The sequence below is a fragment of the Endozoicomonas ascidiicola genome, from assembly GCF_001646945.1.
Lineage (GTDB): Bacteria > Pseudomonadota > Gammaproteobacteria > Pseudomonadales > Endozoicomonadaceae > Endozoicomonas > Endozoicomonas ascidiicola.
In genome coordinates, this window is record NZ_LUTV01000005.1 from 451726 (window position 1) to 472353 (window position 20628).

Consider the following 20628-nt stretch of genomic DNA (forward strand, 5'->3'; position numbering starts at 1 on the left):
GAGATTTAACCACACAGCGTTTACGTCGAGGGGTATTCAAAAGTGTTCCAGAGCTTGTGGAGGCAATAGAGGAATATATCGAAAAACATAACGAGAAGCCCAAGCCGTTTATATGGACAGCCAAGGCTAATGACATACTGGAGAAGGTAGTTCGAGCTAATTGCCGCTTAAGCAGCAAAAAGAACGGGGCACTACACTAGAACTACAGTGAAGGTGGGTGACACTATAATTTCACGCCCAGGCTCGCAACCTCAACTTTCTCGATCAGGATTGAGGCTCGCTGAGGCAGTAGAGCCAATAGCCATACTTTCAAAAAGCGTAGAGCTTACTAAAGAGGATACTACTCAGCTTTCTAAATTGAGCGAGGTTGATATCCATGACAGATTGATTGAACTTAGAAAATTGCTTTTAGTGCCTCATTTTTCGACTAATGATCTAGCGGCTGAAAAAGCAAATTTGAAAATCAGGGTTGATGCTTTAGCTGACCTTGAGCTCTCCCAAAAATGCCTGGGAAATGTTGTTTTGGAAAGGCAACAGATAATCTACGGTATGCTTAACAAGTCGTATAGTTTGGGGCTGTATAAGGGGAGCAATGAACAGTTTTTTGAGTTTTACAGTTCAGTTAATGGTCAGCTGGAAATCTTTGAAAGGATGTTAGAGCATAGAAGCAAGTTTGATGAATTTCACCAGCAAAGGCTGTTGGCAGCTGAAGAATACACTCGAGAGACAATTGTGCCTATGCAGAAAGGAATCTTTATAAAGATGCTTGAGTATAAGAGTTCTTTTGATGACCTTCATCGAGAGCTGGAAGAAGTTGGTCAAAAATACAGCGATGATGGCGTTATTCCTGCAAATATGCTTTTTGATTTTTGTGACAGATTGGTCAATCACGAAAAGTTAGCCATAAAGAGGGAAGAAGAAACTATAGAGTTTAAGGCTTCCGAAGAAGTCATTGATCCTGAACATATTGAAGCTGCGAAGATCATCAGATATTTGGGGGATTACATTATTGGCACGACTAAGAGTGGAAATGTTAGGTGAGCCTCCCCTTTCATAATGCAGTTTATTGTTTTTGAGAAAAGTAATTGAGTGACAGACGATACTGTTTGCGATGAAGTACATTTTTTTATTTTATGTATAATCCGGAGAAAATTATTTAACAGTATTGTCTACGGGGGGATTGATTGTTAAAAGTTAGCCAGCTCAGCTGTGAGAGAGACGAACGTTTGCTGTTCCATAACCTCTCATTCCAGCTTTCCCCCGGAGACGTTCTTCAGATAGAGGGCCGAAACGGCGCAGGCAAAACTACATTGCTGCGGATTATTGCGGGGCTGTCTTCCCATGCCCGTGGTGATATTTTCTGGAACGACCTTCCTCTCTCTTCTGTGTACGCGGACTTTCGTCTTGCCAGTTTTTTCCTGGGTCATAAACCTGGCGTGAAAATGGATCTATCGCCTCTGGAAAATATGCACTGGCGCCTTCAGCTGAAAAACATCCAGCCGGTTGAGTCAGTATTGTTTGCAGCATTAGGGCAGGTTGGCCTTTATGGCTACGAAGATATTCCCTGCAGTCACCTTTCCGCCGGACAATTACGACGAGTGACGTTTGCTTGTCTGATCGCCAGCAAAGCAAAGCTCTGGATTCTGGATGAACCGTTTACCGCCATTGATATTGATGGTGTTGCATGGCTGGAAAGTTTGATTGATGAGCATGCCACCAACGGTGGCATGGTGTTGATTACCAGTCATCAGCCGCTTTCAGACCATAAAGGAAATCTGCGCAAATTAAAGCTTGAAGACTTTGCCGGAGATGCTCTGGAGGTTTTCGATGATGAATATTGAACAGCAGTCCATGAGAGGTGGTGCTGCGTGTCTGGCGCTGATACGACGGGATCTTACTCTGGCATTTCGTTCGCCCGGCCAGATTATTAACCCCATGGCGTTTTTCTTAATGGTGGCGTCGTTGTTTCCACTGGGGATTGCACCGGATAAAGACGTATTGTCGCAACTGGCGCCCGGAATTATCTGGATTGGTGCTTTGTTGTCGGTATTGATGTCACTCGATTCGCTGTTTAAAAGTGATCAGGATGATGGCTCCCTGGATCAACTCCTGATGTCACCGCACCCATTAGCGATGTTGGTGTTGGCTAAAGTTTTCAGTCATTGGTTAACCAGTGGTTTCTGCCTGACCGTCATGGCACCACTGCTTGCTGTTATGTTACATCTTCCGGGTGAAGGTATTTTTCCTTTAGCATTAACGCTGCTTCTGGGAACGCCGGTGTTAAGTCTGGCAGGTGCTATTGGCGCGGCATTAACCGTGCGTATTCAACGAGGCGGTGTTCTGCTGACCCTGCTTTCTCTGCCTCTTTATATACCAGTGCTGATTTTTGCAACTGGCGCAGTGAATGCTGCAGCTCAGGGGTTGCCTTGGAACGGCCATCTTTTATGGTTGTGCGTGTTCCTCCTGTCAGGTCTGTGTCTTGCACCTCTTGCCATTGCGGGCGCTCTAAGGGTGGTAAGTGAGTGATTCCCTTATTGTATTGATTTTGAACAATGTCATGATTTAGTCAATCTGTTGAAATACAGCTGGATTTCCCGCATTGTGTCGCAGTGGTATTTTCTATTTTGTGGAAATATCGGACAGTATGCATCTGTACAAAGAACAAGATGATGAAGTGGACTTTTTTTCATAAGTTGGGATCTCCCAAGTGGTTTTACGATATCAGCGGTAAGTGGCTGCCCTGGCTGCAGATTACGTCGTTGTTATCCCTCGTTGTTGCTCTGATCTGGGGGTTGGCGTTCACGCCTCCGGATTATCTTCAGGGCAACAGTTACCGGATTATTTTCATTCACGTTCCGGCGTCATTCCTTGCCCAGGCTATCTATATGATGATGGCAACGGCGGCGGCCGTTTTGCTGATCTGGCGCATCAAACTGGCTGACATGGCGCTGAAAGTGATGGCGCCCATTGGTGCCTCGTTCTGTATTTTGTCTCTCGCTACCGGCGCCATCTGGGGGCAACCGACCTGGGGAACCTGGTGGGTGTGGGATGCACGTCTTACCTCCATGTTGATTTTGTTGTTCCTCTATATTGGTATCATCGCTCTGCGAGGCGCCATTCAAACCTCCGAAGTGGCGGCTAAAGCCTGCGCCATTTTGAGTTTGGTGGGGGTGGTGAATATTCCGATCATTAAGTATTCCGTGAACTGGTGGAACACCCTGCATCAGGGTGCGACCCTGAAGTTGACGGAGAAGCCTTCCATGGCACCGGAAATGCTGTGGCCGCTGTTGCTTGCCATTCTTGGTTTTTATCTGTTCTTTACTCTGGTGATGTTTCTGCGGCTGCGGGTTGAAATCCTCAGTCGTGAAAAGAAAACCCGCTGGGTGAAAGCGCTGGTGGGGGAGTAATCGGCAGTGTTGTATTTCGAAAACTGGTCTGAATTTCTGGCAATGGATGGGCATGGCTTCTACGTATGGAGCGCCTATGCAGTTGGCCTGCTGGTGGTTATTTATAATGTGTTATCCCCTATGATGGCCAAACGAAAAGTGATTGCCAGTATCCGACGGCAGGAACGATTAGCGAAAGGTGTCGGGAAGATGTCCTCAATAACAGAAAGCTCTTTATTGCAAGACGGCAGAGGTGCGCAATGAACGCAGTCCGTAAACAGCGTTTGATTCTAGTATTGTTGCTACTGCTGGGTGTCGGCGCTGCCGTTACCTTGATGCTGTTTGCGTTGCAGGAAAACATCAATCATTACTTCTCGCCCGCACAAATGGAATCCGGTGAAGCGCCCACAGGCCAACGGGTTCGCGGTGGCGGATTGGTGGTGCCCGGATCGGTGGAACGTAATACTGAAAGCTTGCAGGTGAGTTTCCGCATCAGCGATGGTGCCGGTGAGGTGACCGTATTATACGACGGTATTCTTCCAGATTTGTTTGTCGAAGGTTCCGGCATTGTGGCAACCGGGATGCTGAATAAAGAGGGTGTGTTTACCGCCTCTGAAGTGCTGGCAAAGCACGATGAAAACTACATGCCGCCGGAAGTACAGAAAGCCATTGATGATGCCCATCCGGGCTATTCATCGCCAGGCTCTTCATCTCAAGAGCTTCAAACCTCCGCACGGGAGCTGGAAGTGCAGCAACTGGAGAGTCTGAATAATGGTGGCTGAAGTTGGTTTGCTGGCGCTGTCCATCGCTTTGTGTCTTAGTCTGTTGTTGAGTATTTTACCGTTGTGGGGCAGCTTCAACGGTAACCTGCGTTTAATGAATCAGGCTCGTCCCCTGACGTGGGGATTCTTTGTTTTTGTCGCGTTTTCATTCGGTTGTCTGATCTGGACTTTTGTTACTGACGACTTCTCCGTTGACTACGTAGCAAAACATTCCAATAGCCTGTTACCGCTGCAATATAAAATCACAGCCACCTGGGGCGGGCACGAAGGTTCGCTGCTGTTGTGGGTTTTGATTCTGGCAGGCTGGATGGCAGCAGTTGCCTTAAAAAGTTATCGACTGCCACCGGAATTATCGGCTCGCGTGTTGTCGGTGATGGGCATGGTGTCTGTTGGGCTGTTGTTGTTTACTTTGCTCACATCCAGTCCTTTCAATCGTATTTTACCTTTTCCGCCGCAAGACGGTGCTGACCTGAATCCGCTATTGCAGGATTTTGGCATGATTGTTCACCCTCCCATGCTCTACATGGGTTACGTCGGTTTTGCTGTTGCGTTTGCTTTTGCTATTGCTGCATTGATTGGCGGACAGTTCGACAGTGCCTGGGCTCGCTGGGCGCGTCCATGGACCACAGCGGCCTGGGTTTTCCTGACGCTCGGAATTTCTCTGGGCAGCTGGTGGGCTTACTATGAATTAGGCTGGGGCGGTTGGTGGTTCTGGGACCCGGTTGAAAACGCTTCCCTGATGCCCTGGTTGGTGGGAACGGCGCTAATGCACTCACTGGCCGTGTCTGAAAAACGTGGCCTGTTCAAAAGCTGGACGTTGCTGTTGGCCATCTTTGCCTTCTCGCTCAGTTTGTTAGGCACTTTCTTGGTTCGCTCCGGTGTACTGACATCGGTTCATGCGTTTGCCAACGATCCTGAACGTGGTGTCTTTATCTTGATTTACCTGATGGTGGTCATCGGTGGCTCTTTAACTCTGTTTGCGCTGCGCGCTCCAGAAGTCCGCAGTCGTGTGCAGTTCACCCTGGTTTCAAGGGAAACCCTGTTATTGGTGAACAACATTATACTCACCGCCAGTTGTGCAACGGTGCTGCTCGGAACACTGTTCCCACTGCTGTTGGAATCGCTGGATATGGGCATGATTTCCGTAGGCCCTCCGTACTTTAATACGGTGTTTGTGCCCATGGCGATGCTGCTGGCTTTTGCCCTGGGTGCTGGCGTGTTGCTTAACTGGAAAACCGGCTCTGTGAAATGGCTGTATCAGCAGACGCGATGGATTCTGTTGACCAGTGTGATTGGCGGTTTGGCTTTCAGCCTGATATACGGCAACAGCTTTATGATCAGCGAAGTGTTGGCTATTGGGTTGGTGTTCTGGATTGTTCTGACCATGGGGAAAGATCTTCTGAACAAGACCCGCCATGCCCGGGCGAAATCCGGTGTTGTGGTGGCACTTAAACGACTAAAGCCCGCTTATTATGGTATGCAGCTGGCACACATTGGTTTGGCGGTTGCTATTGTCGGTGTGGCAATTGTCAGCGGCTACAGCAGTCAGCGTGATCTTCGTATGGCGCCTGGCGACACGGTAGACATTAGCGGCTATCAATTCCGTTTCGATGGCGTTCGCCCGGTGCAGGGGCCAAATTACACCTCGGATTATGGCTCAATCACCGTGTACGAACATGGTCGCCAAATTACGGTATTGCATCCTGAAAAACGAGTCTATACCGCACAGGCCATGCCCATGACCGAAGCGGATCTGGATCCGGGCATTACCCGCGATCTTTATGTTGCTCTAGGTGAACCATTGGGAAATGATGGCAGTTGGGCGGTTCGTATTCATATCAAACCCTTTGTACGCTGGATTTGGGCGGGCTCAGTACTGATGGCGCTGGGTGGCATTCTGGCTATTTCTGATCGTCGCTATCGGTTTAAAGTGCGTTCGAAAGTACTTAACAAGGGGCGTGAAGGCAGCTCGGATCTTAAAGGAGCTAATGCATGAACCGTCGTCTAAAGCTGTTTCTGCCGTTGGCGATTTTCCTGAGCCTGTGCCTGATGTTTTATATCGCCCTGTTTCGCGATAACAAAGGTGAACTGCCCTCGGCATTGTTGGATAGTCCGCTGCCGTCGTTTTCTTTAACGACGGTGAAAAATCCTGCCAGAACCGTCACCCGTGATGATCTGTTGGGAGAAGTGGCGCTGCTGAATGTGTGGGCAACCTGGTGTCCGGCTTGTCGGGTGGAGCATCCCTATCTGGTGGATCTCGCTAATAAGGGTGTGCCCATTTACGGCGTGAACTACAAAGATGATCAGCCGGAAGCCAGAAAGTGGCTGAAAGTACTTCATGACCCATATCGTTTCAGCATTAATGATCAGGATGGTTCTTTAGGGATTAACCTTGGCGTTTACGGCGCACCGGAAACCTATCTGATTGATCATCAGGGCGTGATTCGCTACAAGCACGTGGGCATTGTGGATGCCAATGTGTGGAAAAACGATATTGAGCCTAAATACCGGGCTCTGGTTGAACAAGCTAAGCAGAGCAATAGCGGTGAGAATAGCAGCGAGGCTGATCCATCATGAAAAAGGTGTTGATGCAGTCTCTCTTTGCGTTTACAGCGTTGCTGTTTCTGGGCAGCGCTCACGCCACCATAGATTCCTATGAGTTTGATAATGCCGCACAGGAACAGCAGTTCTTTGAATTAACCAATGAGCTGCGTTGCCCAAAGTGTCAGAACCAGACGATTGGCGATTCTAACGCTCCTATCGCTCAGGATTTACGTCGTGAAGTCCACCGGATGGTGGTCGATGGTGCGGATAACGACACCGTTATTGATTTTATGTTGGCTCGTTACGGCGATTTTGTGCTCTACAAACCACGCTGGACCGGTGTGAATCTGGTGTTGTGGCTGGGGCCAGTCTTCTTATTGTTGATCGGGCTGATAGTGGTCCTGATGGTGGCACGAAAACATAAGCCATCTGTTGTTAATACTCAGGACGCAATGCCTGATGAAGCGTTGACGGAAGAGCAGGAAAGGGCGCTTGAGCGTCGATTGCAGCAGTTCCAGTCCGATGAAGAGTCTGGCAAACCGTCTTCCGGGGAGAAAGAGGCATGATGGCGTTCTGGTTAATTTCTCTGGTGATGATTACTGCTGCAGTACTACTGGCAGCCTGGCCGTTGTTGAAAAGCCGGGTGACTGAGCCGCAAGAGCAGATCAATGATGAAACTGCGAATATTTTGAATTTCAAAGAGCAGATTGCGGATCTTGATAGTCAGGTTGATCAAGGGCTGTTATCAAAAGAAGAAGGCGATCGGCTCAAGCTGGAGTTAAAGAAAAAGCTGGCAGAAGAGTTGGAAAACCCTGCTCAAACCAGCAGCCGGTATTCCAAACTTAAGCAGCCTGCAGTGGCTGTCATGATAGCCGTGTTGATTCCTGCCTTGGCTATTTTGCTCTATTTCCGTCTGGGGGCTTCAACGGAAATGGCGGTCATTGATGTGATGGAAAAGGGTGACCACAGCAGCGAGCAGATTGAACAGATTCTGGAATCCTGGGTGGAAAAACGCCCGGAGAATAATCAGGCGCTGTTTATGCTTGGTAGTCACTATATGCGCACCGGTAAAATGGACGAAGCGTTAAAAACCTATCGTACACTGGTGCGGGTCAGCAACGGTCATCCACAGGTGACATCGGAACTGGCTCAGGTTCTGTTTCTGGCGTCGAATAATGTCATCACCCCTGAAGTGCGTCAGCTTTATCAGCAAACCTTGAGTAAGGATGGCGAAAACACCACTGCTCTGGGTTTGAAAGGCATTGATGCATTTTCCAATGGCCAATATCAGGAAGCCGTTGCCGCGTGGCAGACAGCACTTCGCCTTGAAATGGACCCAACAGCGCGTCAATCCCTGACCGCGGGTATCAATCAGGCAAAAACCATGCTGGGTGAAACCGTGGTTTCTGTAAGGGTGCAGGTTGCTCTCTCTGACGAGCTAAAAGACCTGCCAGACACGGCGCGGGTGATTGTGTTTGCCAGAGCATCTGATCAACCAGGCTCACCGCCGGTGGCTGCTATTCCCATGAGATTGACTGACTTGCCCGGCGAGATTGTGCTGGATGACAGCAGCGCCATGATGATGGGCGGGCAATCGCTGTCTTCACTGGATAAATTGGATATTACGGCTCGGCTCAGTTTGTCTGGCGATGTGATGTCACCGGACTATCAAGTGCATGCCAATGGTGTGAGTACAGACTCTTCAGACCCGGTAAAATTGATGATCTCACCCACTGGATAACAGTGAACTAATCACCGGATCGTCAGTCTCAATTATCAAGTCGCTTTTTCGCGTAAGTGAAAAGGCGACTTTTCTATTAACTGTGGTAATGTATAAAATTCAACATCGAATCGCTATAACAAGGAACCGGAGCCCGGAACGAAAACGGTAATGGCTGGTTTACCCAAGTAGAGATAGCGGAAACCATCAAGTACTGGTCAAACACGGGCCCGACAGTTAAGAGCAAAAGGAAACGATGCGTTTAAAATCCATCAAACTGGCCGGATTCAAATCGTTTGTGGATCCCACCACGGTGCACTTCCCTTCCAATATGTGTGGGGTTGTTGGGCCGAATGGCTGTGGTAAATCCAATATCATCGATGCCGCACGCTGGGTAATGGGGGAGTCTTCCGCCAAACACCTGCGTGGCGAGTCCATGACCGACGTTATCTTCAAAGGTTCCAATAGCCGGAAGCCTGCTAACCAGGCGGCGGTAGAGCTGATTTTTGATAATAATGAAGGACGCATAACGGGTGAGTTCGCAGCTTATCGGGAGATTTCCGTTAAGCGAACTGTGAATTCCGATGCCAAAAACACCTATTACCTCAATGGCAGCAAATGTCGCCGTAAAGACATTATGGATATCTTTCTGGGCACCGGTCTGGGCCCGAGAAGTTACGCCATTATTTCACAGGGTATTATCTCCAATCTTATCGAGTCCAAGCCGGAAGAGCTTCGTGTCTTTATTGAAGAGGCCGCCGGTATTTCCCGCTATAAAGAGCGTCGTCGGGAAACGGAAAACCGTATTCGCCGAACCAATGAGAATCTCGAACGTCTGACCGACCTTCGGGATGAGCTCGGCCGTCAGCTTGGCCATTTGCAGCGACAGGCGCAAGCGGCAGAAAAATACAAAGAATTCAAAGCCGAAGAACGACTGAAAAAGGCGCAGCTGCAAGCGTTGCGCTGGCAAACCATTAATGAAGGCGCCGAATCCCAGGAACGCGCGATTCGCGAGTTTGAAGTTCAATTGGAAGCGGCGATCAGCCAACAGCGTTCTGCCGATGCAGCCATGGAAGATGATCGTGTGCAGCAGATGGAGCTGAGCGATCGATTCCACGAAACCCAATCCAGTTATTATGCCACCGGTAATGAAGTCACCCGGGTTGAGCAGACATTGCAGCACCGGGAAGAGCGCGCCAGAGAATTAAGCAGTGACCTGCGACAGGTAGAACAAAACTGGGAAGAAGCCCGGGAGCAACTGGCGGATGATCAGCAGCAACTGGAAGCGTTTCAGGAAGAGCTGATTGAGCTGGAACCGGAGCTGGCCATGTTGCAGGATCAGGAAGCGGATTCTGGCGATGTATTGGCGCAGGCTGAAGACAATATGCAGCGCTGGCAGCGGGAGTGGGATCAGTTTAACCAGAAATCCCATGAGCCCAAACGGGTGGCTGAAGTCGAGCAGTCCCGTATTAATCATGCTGAACAAGTGATGGGGCGTTTGCAGGAACGGGAAAGCCGTTTAAGAGAAGAAGCCTCAGCTCTGGGTGGTGATGAGGATCTCGAAGAACTGACGATTCTCTCCGAAAAGCTCACAGAATTGGAATTGACCTCCGAAACAGTCGAGATGCGTATCGAAGAGTGTTCAGAAGCGCTGGAGAAATACCGTGAGCAGTCTCAAAATTTCACCGCCGAGCTGGACAGCAACCGTGATGAGCTGAGTATGGTGCGTGGTCGCCATGCATCATTGGAAGCGCTGCATCAAGCATCCATGAATGAAGATACCGGCACAATCGAGTGGCTTGAGCAGCAGGGTCTGACAGACAACAGCCGTCTGATGGATAAGTTACAGGTAGCAAACGGCTGGGAACGCTCCGTTGAAACGGTGTTGGGCGACAGTCTGCAGGCGGTTTGTGTGGACAGTCTTGATCCGGTGTCAGAAGCGCTGAATGGTTTGGAACAGGGCTCGCTGGTATTACTGGAAGCTGCAGGCCAACAACAGCACAACCCTTCATTAAGTGAGTTACCGCTGCTGGCGGAGAAAATTCAAAGTGGTCAGGATGCACTGACTCTCTTGGCAGGTGTGTACGCCGCAGAGTCCCTGAGTGTTGCCATGGCGTTGCGGACAAAACTGCAACCGGGTGAATCCATCATTACTCAGGAAGGTATCTGGTTATCTTCCAACTGGTTGCGTGTCAGCCGAGGTGTGGACAGTCACGCCGGTGTGCTTGAGCGACAGAAAGAGATGGAAGCGCTGGCGGAAAAGATCATCACGCTGGAAGACAGCAGCCAATCACTGAAAGCACAGCTGACAACGGCGAGAGCAGAACTGGAAAAACAGGAAGGACAACGGGAAGAACTGCAAAAGCAATTGTCCGGTTTGAACCGAACTCAGGGCGAAGTAAGGGCTGACCTCGGTGCCCGTAAAGTGCGACTTGAACAGTTTGCCGAACGTCGTCGTCGATTAGACAGCGAGCTTCAGGAAGCGCGGGAACAGTATCAGCTTGAGCAGGAAGTGATTGGCGAATCCCGAATGCGCCTGCAGGAAGCGCTCGACAATATGGAAGACGACATTGAACGTCGGGAAGTATTGCAGGAGCAGAAAGAGACATTGCAGAAGCGGCTGGAAGAGGTTCGTCATCAGGCACGGTTTGATAAAGAACGCGCTCATCAGCTGGCTTTACGACAACAGTCTATTAACACTCAGATAGCGTCTTTAAAAGCGGCTATTGAACGTTTGAGTCAGCAAGCCACCAAGCTTCGTGAGCGTAAAGAGTTTCTGCTGGAGTCGGTGTCGGAATCCAATTCGCCAGAAGGTGAGTTGAAAGCGCAGCTGGAAGAATTGCTGGGTCGTCGTCTTGAAGAAGAAGAACGCATGCAGCAGGCGCGCATTGCGCTGGAAGATGTTGAGCAACGGATTCGTGCCGGAGAAAAGATTCGTCACGGAGCTGAGCAGGAAGCGCAGAAAGTTCGCGAGCGATTGGAAAAGCTTCGTATGGATTGGCAGGGCATGCAGGTTCGTCGCACGACACTGGCAGATCAGTTAAAAGAGGATCAGTTTGATCTCGAAACGGTTCTGGAAAATTTGCCGGAGGAGGCTTCAGAATCCCAGTGGGAAGAAGAGTTGGAGCGCATTGCTTCCAGAATCGAACGACTGGGGGCGATCAATCTGGCAGCAATTGAAGAATACGAATCACAGTCTGAACGGAAGCGTTACCTTGATGCGCAAAATGATGACTTGGAATCAGCTCTGAATACGCTGGAAAATGCGATACGGAAAATCGATAAGGAAACAAGACAACGATTTAAGTCTACCTTTGATAAAGTAAACTCTGGTCTTCAGGAATTATTCCCAAGGGTGTTTGGTGGTGGTCAGGCGTACCTGGCACTCACCGGTGAAGACCTGTTGGATACCGGCGTCGCTATCATGGCTCAGCCCCCAGGCAAGAAGAACAGCACTATTCATCTGCTCTCTGGCGGTGAAAAAGCACTGACGGCGATTGCTTTGGTCTTTGCTATCTTCCAACTCAATCCTTCACCTTTCTGTATGCTGGATGAGGTGGACGCACCGTTGGACGATGCCAACGTGGGTCGTTATGCGAGGATGGTGTCTGAAATGAGCGAAAAGGTGCAATTCGTCTACATTACCCATAACAAAATCGCCATGCAGGCGGCCAGTCAGCTTGTCGGAGTAACCATGCACGAGCCTGGTGTATCCCGTCCAGTCTCTGTTGATATTGAACAAGCGGCGGCAATGGCCGAACTATAGAAGGGTGCGGCGATAAATGGGTATATATACCTTGATGTCTTTGCTTAATTTATTGCGTATTTATTGATATATTGCAACGTTAAGTTTATTGCATGATATTGCAATAACATCGTTGTCTAGAGCTTTATGGAACAGGCAGGTATATGGATCTGCGAGATTGGCTAATACTGATAGGAATACTGGTAATCATCGGCGTACTCGCTGATGGCTATCGCAGGATGCGGCTGGCCAGAAAACGGTCGTCTGAGCTGAACTTTGGTCTGGAAGAGGTCAATGGTGGTGATGATGATTTTTCCAGTGAGCTACCCAATGGTGGCGCCCGTTCACTTGCCAGCAGGGAAGTGACTCGAGAGCGCATGGAGCCTAGTTTTTCAGCGGATGATGGCGCTGATGATAACTATGAGAGTAGAGCAGCAAAGCCAGCACCGGTAAAGGCGGCTCCCACGACTACTCAAAATGCACCTTCAGCTCGTGTTGAACGCTCAGAGGTTAAAACGTCGTCAGACAACTCTGGCTATTTGAGTACTGTGGAAATAGACGAGCCTGTACCACCTGTTTTGATGAATCTGGATGTCTCATCAAAGAACACTTCAGGGAGTGAAAACGTGTCGAATAGAGATTCTATCTCAGCGGATGATAGCCTAAGGGCCCAAAAAGCAGATGGCGAGACTCTGCAAAAAGAGCGTGTGTCTGAGGGGCCTGCTCATCAACAGACTGAGTTAAAGCTGGAAACCAGCAAACCGGAAAAACTGAAAGATCGCCCAGCGGCCAGTGAAGTTATTGTGATTAACGTGCTCTCCCGTGCCGGTGTGTTTTTCTCCGGTGAGCAACTGATGCAGGCCATGCTCTCATCGGGTATGCGCTATGGCGATATGTCTATCTTCCATCGTTATTCCAACAGTGATGGTACTGGCAAGATTCTCTTCAGTATGGCGAATGGCGTTAAGCCCGGTACGTTCGATATTAATAATCTCGAAGCCACTGAAACGCCAGCCCTCAGTATGTTTATGAGCCTTCCTGGCCCTGAAAAGCCCATGCAGGCTTTTGCTCTGATGGAAGAGACAGCAAGACGTCTGGCTCTCGACCTGGGCGGTGAATTGAAGGATGAGCAGTTCAGTGTGATGACTCAGCAAACACTGGAACACTGTCGTCAGCGTATTCGTGAATACGAGCGCAAGCGTCTGGCGACACAACCTTCCCATTGATCGAGGGTGTCGTAAAACTCTCAACCAACTCGTTCCCATGCTCCAGCGTGGGAATGCATACCCGAAGCATCAGGGTTAGAGGGTTTCGCGACAATCTATATTGTCGGCTTTCTCTTTGAAAACCGACCTACTGTAAAATGAGTTCCATGAGTATTCCCCCTTCTTCAGATACACCTTCTCTCGAATCCATTGAACAGGAAGTCCAGCAGCTTCGGGAACAGCTTAATCGTCACAACCACCGTTATTATGTCTTAGATGAACCAGAGGTGCCGGACAGCGAATATGATCGTTTGTTCACCCGACTTAAACAGCTAGAAAAGGAACATCCGGATCTGGTCACTACGGATTCGCCCACGCAGCGTGTGGGTGGTGCACCTCTAAAGGCATTTGGTCAGATTCGACATGAACTGCCCATGCTCTCTCTTGATAATGCTTTTGATGCGGAAGACCAGGCTGATTTCAACCGTCGTATTAAAGAGCGTCTCAAAACCAGTGATGACATTGAATACGCCTGTGAAACTAAGCTGGATGGTATTGCCGTCAGTCTATTGTACGAGAATGGTCTTTTTATTCGTGCAGCGACTCGTGGGGATGGCACAACCGGAGAAGATATCACTCAGAATATTCGCACTATTGAGTCTATACCACTGCGCTTGTTGGGTAATGACTGGCCTCAGAGATTGGAAGTGCGTGGTGAAGTTTATATGCCCAAAGCCGGCTTTGAACGGTTAAATAAGCAGGCGATAGCCAAAGATGAGAAAGTATTCGTAAATCCTCGGAATGCGGCGGCGGGCAGCCTTCGTCAGTTAAATTCCCGCATTACAGCAAAACGTCCACTGACTATTTATTGTTACAGTGCCGGCATTGTGGAAGGTGGTGAATTACCACAAAAACACAGCGAGATTCTTGAGCGGTTCAAAACATGGGGCTTAAGAGTCAGCCCGGAGCTCAAAGTCGTAAGCGGTGTTCAGGCCTGTGAAGACTATTACACGGCGATGGCTGAAAAGCGTGAAAGCCTGCCTTATGAAATAGACGGCATTGTCTATAAAGTAAATTCACTGGCTCAGCAACAGTCCCTTGGTTTTGTGGCTCGGGCTCCCCGTTGGGCCATTGCTCGTAAGTTCCCTGCACAGGAAGCGGTAACGACACTCAAAGATGTGGAGTTCCAGGTGGGCAGAACTGGGGCTATTACTCCGGTAGCTCGCCTTGAACCGGTGTTTGTCGGTGGTGTGACGGTCAGTAATGCCACGCTTCACAATATGGACGAAATCAAACGACTGGATATTAAAATCGGTGATCAGGTTGTCATCCTCCGAGCCGGTGATGTGATCCCCAAAGTCAGCAGAGTGGTTCATTCTCAGCGGCCCGAAACTGTTCGGGATATTGTTATGCCTCTCCGTTGTCCGGTATGTGATTCTGAAGTGGAAAGGGAAGAAGCTCTGGTGCGTTGCACTGGCGGACTTTATTGTTCTGCACAGCGCAAGGAAGCCATTAAACATTTTGCATCCCGTAAGGCTTTGGACGTCGATGGCCTTGGAGATAAGCTGGTTGAACAGCTGGTGGATCGGCAGCTAATAAAAACCGTAGCTGATCTTTTCTCGCTGACGGTTAATGAAGTCTCCGGGCTTGAGCGTATGGGGAAAAAGTCTGCAGAGAATTTAATTAATGGGCTGGAGGCCGCCCGAAAAACCACATTGTCTCGTTTTATTTATGCGCTTGGCATTCGCGAAGTGGGTGAAGCCACGGCTCAGGGGTTGGCTGGTCATTATCAGGATTTGAGCAAACTGATGGCGGCAAACAGTGAAGACCTTCAAACCGTCGATGATGTTGGCCCGATTGTGGCGGGGCATATCGAAAAATTCTTTCAGCAGGCACATAATCGTGAAGTGATTGAATCTCTGCTGGCTAAAGGGGTAGAGTGGGAAATCGTGGCTCCTGTCAGTGGCGGGAATAGTCAACCATTGTCTGGTGAAATCTGGGTTCTTACTGGTTCATTGACGTCTATGACCCGGGATGAAGGTAAAGAGATTCTGCAAAGATTGGGTGCCAAGGTAACGGGTTCAGTTTCTGCAAAAACCTCGGCTCTGCTAGCAGGTGAAAAGGCCGGATCGAAGCTGGCAAAAGCCGAAAAGCTCGGTGTAAAGGTCTATACCGAGGAAGATTTTATAAAAATGCGAGAGGCATGGGGCGAGTGAAAGCTGCAACTCACAGATGGTGGATTGTTCTGATAACGGTGGTCTTTCTGACAGGCTGTGCCAGCACAAGGCCGCCCGCCAAACCCAGTAATTTATGCAGTATTTTCAAAGAAAAGCGCGGCTGGTATAAAGACGCCAAAAAAGCCAATGATCGCTGGGGTACCCCAATTCAGATTATGATGGCCATCATGCATCAGGAATCCTCCTTTCGTCATGATGTTCGCCCGCCCCGGCCATGGTTTCTGTTCATTCCATTACCACGAAATTCGAGTGCATATGGATATCCGCAAGCTCAAGATCCAGTATGGGAAGAGTACCTTGATGAAGCCGGCGGCTTTTTCTCCAGCCGTGAAGATTTTGGTGATTCCATCGATTTTATTGGCTGGTACACCCACAAATCTCGCAAGGTGAATGGTACATCGCTCTGGGCGGCGGACCATCAATATTTAAATTATCACGAAGGCTGGTATGGCTACCGTAAGGGCAGTTATAAAAAGAAATCCTGGTTGTTAGCGACGGCCAGCTCGGTAAAGCGGCGAGCCAGCAACTACGGTGAGCAGCTGCGAAAATGTAACCTCTGAGTACGATCTGGAACTAAAACTCAATCTATTAGCCTAACCACTTATAAATAGAATAAATGAGGTTTTTCATGGGTTTACTCTTCAAGGATGTGAAGCATCCTTCATTTACTTACTTCTTTTTGGCCGCCTGTCTGACAGCTGCTGCTGTCTTCGGTGCTGAATGGCACTTGGAACAGCATTCCCCAACTAATGAAAATACTCAGACCTGGTTGAGCCAGACTCACCCGGACGCGCTCAAAGTGCTGCGATTCTGGTTTGAAGAATGGGAGCTGGATATTCAGCGCGGTGGTGTGGGTCGTTACAATGAAAAGTGGTTTCCTCACGGCCCTGAGGGCACCAGTGGTAGTAAAGTGGTTGATCAAGCCAGTCGGGAGAATTTTCTTGGTTTGTATGATCAGGTAGTTGCCGGTCAGCATCAATGGAATGTTTCTGAAAACCCTTTTGATAACCTCGCATATATTATTTTGACAGACCAGCTCAGTCGAAATATGTTCAGAGGAAGTGAGCGCGCCTATGCTCATGATGCCCTTGGGCGGGTTGCTGCTGAAATAAATCTTGAGAAAAAACTCTATAAACACTATTTCACGGGATATCAGCAATTATTTGTTGTCTTTCCAATGATGCACCACGAGCACCTTGATTCACAGGTGAAATCCATTGAATACTTGAAAGCGCTGAATGAAAACGCATCAACACCTTATGCCTTTTTAAAGGCAATGGAAAAAGGATTTCAACATTATCAAATGATTTATATGTTTGGTCGTTTTCCCCATAGGAATGAGGTGCTTAACAGAGAAAGTACCCCCCTTGAAAAATCCTACATTCAAAAGGAGGGAGAAAAAGGATTTATTAATGGCGCCAAGTGGTAAGCGGGCTATTCGAATTCACTGGGTAAAAGATTCGCCTGATCTTTTGGTAATAGGTTAGGCGTCTGGCTCTCCTGATCAAAAACAATCACCAGCTCTCCGGATTTAAGCACTGATTTCACCCGCTCTACTTTTCTGGCTAAGGATTCATCATAGCCATTATCCGTTCCATCTCTACTGACAAATTCTTCAATCAAATTGGTCAGTGTTTCTGGCTCCAGCATCTCCCAGGGAATAATCATTATTTATCCATCTCTTTTTTTGAGCTCAGAGACTCAAGCCCTTTCACCAGAAAGTGGTGCCCCGTGTATTCCCACACCACATTAATATCCCAAAGGGCTGTGCCGTGCCGGCGTTCTGAGGTTTCTCTCAAATACGCCGGGCGGGGGTCCTGTCCTAGCACTTGCTCGATTAACAGCACAAGGTTTCGTCCAGTGCGTTTTTCATAGTGCAGACACTGGTTCATGGCCTCATCGGTAAATTCAACATCCGCCATTTGCATGGGGATCGGCGCAAAACCACCTTTGGCGTGGGGCAGAGCATCGGCGTAGGGAAGGTAGGGTTTGATATCGATCACCGGCGTGCCATCCAGCAAATCTGCCGAGGCCAGATGTAATTTGAGCTTGCCGTTACCGGATTCAATGCCTTTTAACTCAACCACAGAAAGCCCAATGGGATTGGGGCGATGAGTGGAGCGGGTGGCGAATACCCCCATTCTCTGGCGACCGCCGAGCCTGGGTGGCCGAATGGTTGGGCGCCAGCCTTCATCCATGGTTTGATGGAAAATAAAATGAACCCAGATATGGGAAAAACCATCCAGACCACGAACCAGATTTTCCTGATTATAAGGCGGCAACAGTTCCAGTGTGGCTTCAGCCGCGGTGACAATACCCGGCTGGCGTGGAATACCGAATTTCTGACGATAACAGGAGCGAATAACACCAATTGGCTCAAACTGAAAAGCAGAAGGTGGGCTGGAGGAAATATCTTCTTTCACAATCGGAATGGTGTATCTGGAGAATTCGTTATCATGCCGTTTGATTTGGCAATTAGCAACTCTCTGATGATGCCTGTTTCTTTTGCGACGATGGTCTTCTGAAGGTACACTGCCGAAACGATCTGTAACCACTTTTGAGCAGCCGCAAAGCGATAATAATAATGACAATGATGACTCGATTACTTCTCCTTCTCGGCCTGGTGATATCACCATTCCTTGTGCCCCAGGAAGTGAAAGCGAAAGAAACCCAATTCTCCATATTGCACACCAATGATTGGCAGTCTCGCCTGCTGGGTTTTGGCCCCAATTCCGAATACACCCCGAATACGATTAATGACGATCAGACCATTGGCGGCGTGGCACGTCTGGCCACTCTGATTGATGAGCGTCGCAACGCATTGGGCGATCAGCCGGTGCTATTGCTGGACGGTGGCGATATCAGTCAGGGCACATTGTTCCATACACTGTACCGTAAGCATGCGCCTGAACTCCGGTTGATGAAACAGTTGGGTTACGATGCCATCACTCTGGGCAATCACGAGTTTGATTTTCGTTCCGATGGTGTCTCCATGATGTTGGAGGCCGCTAAAAATCACCTTGATGAGCTACCACCAATACTGTCTTCTAACCTGACGTTGCCTGAAGCTCAAAAACACCTTCAGGAAGATGGCACCATTCTCCCGTGGATGATTATTGAAAAGAATGGCGTTCGCTTTGGCCTGTTTGGTTTGATGGGCAGAGATGCCGCCGAAGTACTGGCTCCGGATCACAACCCATCGGTATTCGCTGATCAGATAGCGACAGCGAAAGAGATGGTTAAGCTCTTGAGAGATGAGCAAAAGGCAGATGTCGTTCTTCTGATGTCCCACAGTGGCGTGATCAAAATGGAAGATGGCAGCTGGGGTGGCGAAGAAGTTGAATATGCCCGTCAAGTGTCAGGTATTGATGTTATCGTCGGTGGCCACAGTCATACACCGCTGTTTGAACCCATTATGGAAAATGGCACAGCCATTGTTCAGGCCGGCTCTGATACCCGTTTTCTGGGTGAGTTGAATCTGGTGGTAAGCGACACTGGCGATGTTCGTGTGAAGCAGTATCAGCTTCATAAAATTGATGACAGCACCGTTGGTAAGTCTGCAGTGACCGACCAGGTCGATAGGTTTAAAACATTGATCAACCAGGAAGTCATGACTGGTGATTTTTCTTTTGATCAGCCGCTGGTTCAAACCCCTGAAACTCTGACCAGAGATTATGCCGATCATGCGCTTGGTAATCTGGTGGCCGATGCCATTCGTTATGCCAGCGGCAGTGATATTGCGCTCACAACCAATAGTTTGATTCGTGACGATATGATGGCCGGTGAATCGGGTATTCAGTCAGTGTCTGATATTTTCCGCCTTCAACCTCTGGGTGTTGGACCGGATGATCAGCCGGGATATCCATTAATGAAAGTGTGGATGACGGCGCAGGAAATCCGTGGCTTGATGGAAGTAATGTCCTTCGCCTGGCAGGTAAAAGGCGATGATTACTTCCCACGTTTTTCGGGTCTGCGTTTCACCTACAACTCACTGCGCCCGCCGCTCGATCGTATCACTTCTATTGAGCTGGGTTCCGAGGAAACAGGTTATGAGCCACTGGATCTCTCCGATGAAACTCGTTTGTACAGTTTTTCTGCGACCAGTTATGTCGGAGGATTTGCCTGGACCATTTCTGACTTAAGTTATGGTCTGGTGAACATTGTTCCTAAAGATCGTGATGGCAACCCCGTTGTGGATTTGAACGACAGTATTATTGATAAATACCCACTGACGTCTGGCGTTCAGGAATACAAAAACTGGCAAGCACAGGTGAACTTCTTTGCCCAGTTGCCGGATGTTAACGGCGATGGGATTTCTGACATTGTTCTTGAAGAAGGGATCACCTCATCGAGAATGCAGAGTGTTAGCAGCATGAAGCCTGCGGACTTGGTCGCTAATGCTACGGCGATTGTCTGGGTTTGCTGGGGCGTTGTATTGTTGCTGGCTATCCTGTTACTCGCGCTTGTACGTCGTATGACCAGACGATAAAGATGACGAAAGGCTCCGAACGATGATCGGAGCCTTTCTCGACTTTAGAGTTCTCAAAGCACAATAGTTCAACAGCAATCGAATAATCAGCTAAAAAGCAACCATCCCCAACCACCAAGTTTGAGATGGCTGCCATGCTCACTTCAGATCATCGAACAATCCTCCGGGAGCTCGCTTTTTATACAACCTTTCTAGCCAGAGCACTATCACCAACTGCAGTACCAACGTTCTGCGAACTGCTCTTTGGTTGCATGCTTTCAGGGGACGGTTTTGTTACACAGGCACTATTGTCCATCGACTATCAATGCGTCTGGAGTAGCTATCATCACTGGATCTCACACGGTAAGTGGCGATGGAARCAYTTGGCGTGTCGTTTGATCCGACTKGTRTGYTCAAAAGCCCCAACAGATGAGCCGATCACTCTCGCACTTGATGATTGGGTTATCGAACGATACTCAGATAAAGCCCCGGCTTGTCGAACCCATCATCAGCACAGTAAAAAACGTAACCGTCCGACGTA

18 protein-coding genes and 1 pseudogene are annotated in these 20628 nt (G+C 49.0%); 17 read left to right on the forward strand and 2 right to left on the reverse strand.

Annotation, left to right across the window (positions count from 1 at the left end; all coding sequences use genetic code 11):
• The 16 genes and pseudogenes from AKL11_RS25995 to AKL11_RS15855 form a co-directional block, all read left to right on the forward strand.
• Positions 1–200, forward strand: a pseudogene (locus AKL11_RS25995) (hypothetical protein); the annotation flags it as partial.
• A 70-nt stretch (positions 201–270) separates the two neighbouring features.
• Positions 271–1041 carry a hypothetical protein gene (locus AKL11_RS15785; RefSeq protein WP_067519144.1) on the forward strand — a complete coding sequence of 257 codons (771 nt, stop codon included), beginning with the start codon at positions 271–273 and terminating at the stop codon, positions 1039–1041.
• A 143-nt stretch (positions 1042–1184) separates the two neighbouring features.
• A complete protein-coding gene (ccmA, locus tag AKL11_RS15790; protein WP_067519146.1) occupies positions 1185–1841 on the forward strand; it encodes a cytochrome c biogenesis heme-transporting ATPase CcmA in 657 nt (218 codons plus the stop codon).
• Positions 1828–2526 (forward strand): heme exporter protein CcmB, encoded by a 699-nt coding sequence (gene ccmB / locus AKL11_RS15795; protein ID WP_095210426.1) that lies wholly within the window; start codon positions 1828–1830, stop codon positions 2524–2526. The genes ccmA and ccmB overlap by 14 nt, the downstream gene beginning before the upstream one ends.
• 143 nt (positions 2527–2669) lie before the next feature.
• The gene (locus AKL11_RS15800; RefSeq protein WP_067519148.1) at positions 2670–3407 is read left to right on the forward strand and encodes a heme ABC transporter permease CcmC; all 738 of its coding nucleotides are present in this window, start codon (positions 2670–2672) and stop codon (positions 3405–3407) included.
• Positions 3408–3413: 6 nt separating this feature from the next.
• A complete protein-coding gene (gene ccmD, locus AKL11_RS15805; protein WP_245673301.1) occupies positions 3414–3650 on the forward strand; it encodes a heme exporter protein CcmD in 237 nt (78 codons plus the stop codon).
• Complete coding sequence (ccmE, locus tag AKL11_RS15810; RefSeq protein WP_067519150.1) at positions 3647–4168, forward strand: cytochrome c maturation protein CcmE; 522 nt, start codon at positions 3647–3649, stop codon at positions 4166–4168. The genes ccmD and ccmE overlap by 4 nt, the downstream gene beginning before the upstream one ends.
• Positions 4158–6164 carry a heme lyase CcmF/NrfE family subunit gene (locus AKL11_RS15815; RefSeq protein WP_067519152.1) on the forward strand — a complete coding sequence of 669 codons (2007 nt, stop codon included), beginning with the start codon at positions 4158–4160 and terminating at the stop codon, positions 6162–6164. Before ccmE ends, AKL11_RS15815 begins: the two co-directional genes overlap by 11 nt.
• Positions 6161–6745 carry a DsbE family thiol:disulfide interchange protein gene (locus AKL11_RS15820; RefSeq protein WP_067519154.1) on the forward strand — a complete coding sequence of 195 codons (585 nt, stop codon included), beginning with the start codon at positions 6161–6163 and terminating at the stop codon, positions 6743–6745. The genes AKL11_RS15815 and AKL11_RS15820 overlap by 4 nt, the downstream gene beginning before the upstream one ends.
• Positions 6742–7278: a cytochrome c-type biogenesis protein gene (locus AKL11_RS15825; protein ID WP_067519156.1), complete on the forward strand. Its 537-nt coding sequence runs from the start codon at positions 6742–6744 to the stop codon at positions 7276–7278. Before AKL11_RS15820 ends, AKL11_RS15825 begins: the two co-directional genes overlap by 4 nt.
• Positions 7275–8453 carry a c-type cytochrome biogenesis protein CcmI gene (gene ccmI, locus AKL11_RS15830; RefSeq protein ID WP_067519158.1) on the forward strand — a complete coding sequence of 393 codons (1179 nt, stop codon included), beginning with the start codon at positions 7275–7277 and terminating at the stop codon, positions 8451–8453. Before AKL11_RS15825 ends, ccmI begins: the two co-directional genes overlap by 4 nt.
• Before the next feature lie 235 nt (positions 8454–8688).
• The gene (gene smc / locus AKL11_RS15835; protein ID WP_067519161.1) at positions 8689–12198 is read left to right on the forward strand and encodes a chromosome segregation protein SMC; all 3510 of its coding nucleotides are present in this window, start codon (positions 8689–8691) and stop codon (positions 12196–12198) included.
• A 143-nt stretch (positions 12199–12341) separates the two neighbouring features.
• Positions 12342–13403, forward strand: a complete 1062-nt coding sequence (gene zipA / locus AKL11_RS15840) for a cell division protein ZipA (protein ID WP_067519163.1) — start codon at positions 12342–12344, stop codon at positions 13401–13403.
• Positions 13404–13549: 146 nt separating this feature from the next.
• On the forward strand, positions 13550–15598 hold the full coding sequence (gene ligA, locus AKL11_RS15845) for an NAD-dependent DNA ligase LigA (protein ID WP_067519165.1): 2049 nt from the start codon (positions 13550–13552) through the stop codon (positions 15596–15598).
• Positions 15595–16179 carry a transglycosylase SLT domain-containing protein gene (locus tag AKL11_RS15850; protein WP_253705216.1) on the forward strand — a complete coding sequence of 195 codons (585 nt, stop codon included), beginning with the start codon at positions 15595–15597 and terminating at the stop codon, positions 16177–16179. Before ligA ends, AKL11_RS15850 begins: the two co-directional genes overlap by 4 nt.
• Positions 16180–16247: 68 nt before the next feature.
• Complete coding sequence (locus AKL11_RS15855; protein WP_067519169.1) at positions 16248–17048, forward strand: DUF924 family protein; 801 nt, start codon at positions 16248–16250, stop codon at positions 17046–17048.
• A 5-nt stretch (positions 17049–17053) separates the two neighbouring features.
• Here the strand turns inward: AKL11_RS15855 and AKL11_RS15860 are convergent, their stop codons facing one another.
• Positions 17054–17287, reverse strand: coding sequence for a YheU family protein (locus tag AKL11_RS15860; RefSeq protein WP_067519171.1), 234 nt, complete (start codon positions 17285–17287; stop codon positions 17054–17056).
• A complete protein-coding gene (tsaA, locus tag AKL11_RS15865) occupies positions 17287–18174 on the reverse strand; it encodes a tRNA (N6-threonylcarbamoyladenosine(37)-N6)-methyltransferase TrmO (protein WP_342669728.1) in 888 nt (295 codons plus the stop codon). The genes AKL11_RS15860 and tsaA overlap by 1 nt, the downstream gene beginning before the upstream one ends.
• Positions 18175–18203: 29 nt before the next feature.
• Between tsaA and AKL11_RS15870 the strand changes: the two genes are divergently transcribed.
• Positions 18204–20108, forward strand: a complete 1905-nt coding sequence (locus AKL11_RS15870; protein ID WP_095210429.1) for a bifunctional metallophosphatase/5'-nucleotidase — start codon at positions 18204–18206, stop codon at positions 20106–20108.
• Positions 20109–20628 lie beyond the last annotated feature (520 nt).

Excerpts from the sequence above, each read along its gene's own strand:
- ccmB (WP_095210426.1), top strand. The coding sequence starts at position 1,828 with ATGATGAATATTGAACAGCAGTCCATGAGAGGTGGTGCTGCGTGTCTG.
- smc (WP_067519161.1), top strand. The coding sequence starts at position 8,689 with ATGCGTTTAAAATCCATCAAACTGGCCGGATTCAAATCGTTTGTGGAT.
- AKL11_RS15870 (WP_095210429.1), top strand. The coding sequence starts at position 18,204 with ATGACAATGATGACTCGATTACTTCTCCTTCTCGGCCTGGTGATATCA.
- AKL11_RS15820 (WP_067519154.1), top strand. The coding sequence starts at position 6,161 with ATGAACCGTCGTCTAAAGCTGTTTCTGCCGTTGGCGATTTTCCTGAGC.
- AKL11_RS15860 (WP_067519171.1), bottom strand. The coding sequence starts at position 17,287 with ATGATTATTCCCTGGGAGATGCTGGAGCCAGAAACACTGACCAATTTG.
- zipA (WP_067519163.1), top strand. The coding sequence starts at position 12,342 with ATGGATCTGCGAGATTGGCTAATACTGATAGGAATACTGGTAATCATC.
- ccmE (WP_067519150.1), top strand. The coding sequence starts at position 3,647 with ATGAACGCAGTCCGTAAACAGCGTTTGATTCTAGTATTGTTGCTACTG.
- AKL11_RS15855 (WP_067519169.1), top strand. The coding sequence starts at position 16,248 with ATGGGTTTACTCTTCAAGGATGTGAAGCATCCTTCATTTACTTACTTC.
- AKL11_RS15800 (WP_067519148.1), top strand. The coding sequence starts at position 2,670 with ATGAAGTGGACTTTTTTTCATAAGTTGGGATCTCCCAAGTGGTTTTAC.
- AKL11_RS15825 (WP_067519156.1), top strand. The coding sequence starts at position 6,742 with ATGAAAAAGGTGTTGATGCAGTCTCTCTTTGCGTTTACAGCGTTGCTG.
- AKL11_RS15815 (WP_067519152.1), top strand. The coding sequence starts at position 4,158 with ATGGTGGCTGAAGTTGGTTTGCTGGCGCTGTCCATCGCTTTGTGTCTT.
- ligA (WP_067519165.1), top strand. The coding sequence starts at position 13,550 with ATGAGTATTCCCCCTTCTTCAGATACACCTTCTCTCGAATCCATTGAA.
- ccmI (WP_067519158.1), top strand. The coding sequence starts at position 7,275 with ATGATGGCGTTCTGGTTAATTTCTCTGGTGATGATTACTGCTGCAGTA.